Source organism: Nocardioides sp. P5_C9_2 (genome assembly GCF_054049555.1).
In genome coordinates, this window is sequence record NZ_JBFUMD010000514.1 from 1 (window position 1) to 2,661 (window position 2,661).

At 71.8% G+C, this 2,661-nt stretch carries 2 protein-coding genes, 1 tRNA gene and 1 pseudogene; 3 read left to right on the forward strand and 1 reads right to left on the reverse strand.

What is annotated here, in order from left to right:
• Together ACXJKL_RS18975 and pdxY are read left to right on the forward strand one after the other, a co-directional pair.
• A pseudogene (locus ACXJKL_RS18975) lies at nt 1-279 on the forward strand (dioxygenase); the annotation flags it as partial.
• Between the two features lie 60 nt (nt 280-339).
• On the forward strand, nt 340-1,191 hold the full coding sequence (gene pdxY, locus ACXJKL_RS18980) for a pyridoxal kinase PdxY (protein ID WP_457208560.1): 852 nt from the start codon (nt 340-342) through the stop codon (nt 1,189-1,191).
• A gap of 79 nt (nt 1,192-1,270) precedes the next feature.
• On the opposite strand, the gene ACXJKL_RS18985 is transcribed toward pdxY, so the two are convergent.
• Nucleotides 1,271-1,343, reverse strand: a tRNA-Thr gene (locus tag ACXJKL_RS18985).
• 59 nt (nt 1,344-1,402) lie between these two features.
• On the opposite strand from ACXJKL_RS18985, the gene ACXJKL_RS18990 reads away from it, so the two are divergent.
• The coding region (locus ACXJKL_RS18990; protein WP_457208561.1) for an alpha-amylase family glycosyl hydrolase at nt 1,403-2,661 on the forward strand (1,259 nt) is incomplete at its 3' end.

Here is a 2,661-nt window from a genome sequence, read left to right on the forward strand (position 1 = left end):
CTGCCGTTCCTCACCGACTGGAGCCTCGACGCGACCGCGCCCGGCTGGTCGGTCGACTTCGACCTCTGGGCCGCCGACGCCCTCGCCCGCGGCGACGTCGACGAGCTGGCGGCGTACACGTCGAGGGCACCGGGGATGCCCTACGCGCATCCGACGGTCGAGCACTACACGCCGCTCTTCGTGACCCTGGGCGCCGCGACGACGCCCGACGAGCCCGGCATCCAGGTCATCGACGGCTACTGGATGGGCCTGTCCAAGCGCTCGCTCCAGGTCGCCTGAGCCGCGGGTCCCCACCCCACGGTCGATCCCTCACCGGGCTCGGCCACTAACCTTCGTGGGATGAAGGTCCTCTCGATCCAGTCCTCGGTCGCCTACGGCCACGTCGGCAACTCCGCGGCCGTCTTCCCGCTCCAGCGGCTCGGTCACGAGGTGTGGCCGGTCTCCACCGTCGTCTTCTCCAACCACACCGGGTACGGCGCGTGGCGCGGACCGCTGCTCGCCCCGGCCGACGTCGCCGACGTCATCACCGGCATCGAGGACCGGGGCGTGCTGGGTGAGGTCGACGCCGTGCTGTCCGGCTACCAGGGCGGCGCCGGCATCGCCGACGTGATCCTCGACGCCGTTGCGCGGGTCAAGGCGGCCAACCCCGCGGCGACGTACACCTGTGACCCGGTGATGGGCAACGCGACGTCGGGCTGCTTCGTCGACCCCGCCATCCCGCCGATCATCCGCGAGCGGGTCGTCCCGGCCGCCGACGTGATCACGCCCAACCAGTTCGAGCTCGGCTTCCTCACCGGCACTGAGCCGCGCACCCTCGAGGAGACGCTGGACTCCGCGGACCGGGCGATGGCGATGGGTCCCTCGACCGTGCTCGTCACCAGCGTCGCGCGCCCGGACGCCCCGGCCGACACGATCGAGATGATGGCGGTGACCGGCGAGGGAGCGTGGATCGTGCAGACCCCGCGGCTGCCGATGAAGGCCAACGGCTCCGGCGACGTGACGGCCGCGCTCTTCACCGCACACCTGCACACCACCGGCTCGCCCGCCGAGGCGCTCGCCGCGACCGTCAGCTCGGTCTTCGACCTGCTCGAGGCCACCCTCGACTCCGGCGAGCGCGAGCTGCGCCTGATCGCCGCCCAGGACGCCTTCGCCCACCCGCGCCTGCAGTTCGAGGTCACGCGGGTCCGCTGAGGTCTTTGCTCTCGAGACCGTGAGCACTGAGTGTGGCTTCGGTGTCACCAGGTGACACTGAAGCCACACCAAAGATCGGAGCCGGTGACAGGAGTCGAACCCGCGGCATCCATATTACAAGTATGGCGCTCTACCAACTGAGCTACACCGGCCTGCTGCGCTGACGCAGCGCGGGCAATCCTAGACGTCCCCCTGCTGCGAGAATGCGGGCATGTCCCTGCTCGACCAGCCGCACCACGACGGCTCCCCGCTCTTCGTGTCCGACGAGTCGCCGCGCCTCGGCGACATGGTGACCGTGCGGGTGCGGACCAGCGCGAGCGACCCGGTCGAGGCGGTGTGGCTGCGGACGACGTACGACGCCGAGCCCGTCTACCACCCGATGAGCGCCACGACCGAGGGTGCGGTGACCTGGTGGTCGGGTGAGCTGCCGGTGCACAACCCCGTCACCCACTACCGCTTCCTGCTCGTGCGCCCCGGGGCCGACGGCGACGCCGGGACCGACCCAGGCACAGGCACCGGCACGGGGGCGCACGTCGAGCAGCAGTGGCTCACGGCCGCCGGCCTCGTGGACATCGACGTCCCGGACGCCACCGACCACCTCCTCACCGCGTACGCCGCGGCCCCGGACTGGGGGCGCGACGGCGTCGTCTACCAGGTGTTCCCCGACCGCTTCGCCCGCTCGGCCGCCGCGGCCGACCGCCCCACGCCGTCGTGGGCGGTGGCCGCCGACTGGGACGACGAGGTCGTCTTCGAGGGCCGCGACCCGCACACCCCGCTCCAGCTCTTCGGCGGCGACCTGGACGGGCTCACCGAGCACCTCGACCACGTGGAGGAGGTCGGCGCCGACATCGTCTACACGACCCCGGTCTTCCCCGGCGAAAGCAACCACCGCTACAACGCGACCACGTTCGACCACGTCGACCCCCTGCTCGGCGGGGACGCCGCCTACGAGCGGCTCTCCACTGCCGTGCACGAGCGCGGCTGGCGGATCCTCGGCGACCTCACCACCAACCACACCGGCGACACCCACGAGTGGTTCACGCAGGCGGCGACCGACCCGACCGGCCCGACGCGGTCCTACTACTACTTCGAGTCCGACGGCTCCTACGCGAGCTGGATGGGCCACCACACGCTCCCCAAGGTCAACCACGGCGACCCCGACCTGAGGGCCGCGATGGTCGAGGGCCCCGACTCGGTGGTCGGGCGCTGGCTGCGACCGCCGTACGACGTCGACGGCTGGCGGATCGACGTGGCCAACATGACCGGGCGGCTCGGCGCCCTCGACGTGGCGCACGAGGTGGCCCGCGCCACCCGGCGTACGGCCGAGGACCTCCGCGACGACCCGCTCGTCATCGGCGAGCACAACCACGACGCCACCGGCGACCTCGACGGCGACGGCTGGCACGGCACCATGAACTACTCCGGCTTCTCCTGGCCGGTCTGGTCCTGGCTGCGCGACCCGGCCTCGCC

Excerpts from the sequence above, each read along its gene's own strand:
- pdxY (WP_457208560.1), top strand. The coding sequence starts at position 340 with ATGAAGGTCCTCTCGATCCAGTCCTCGGTCGCCTACGGCCACGTCGGC.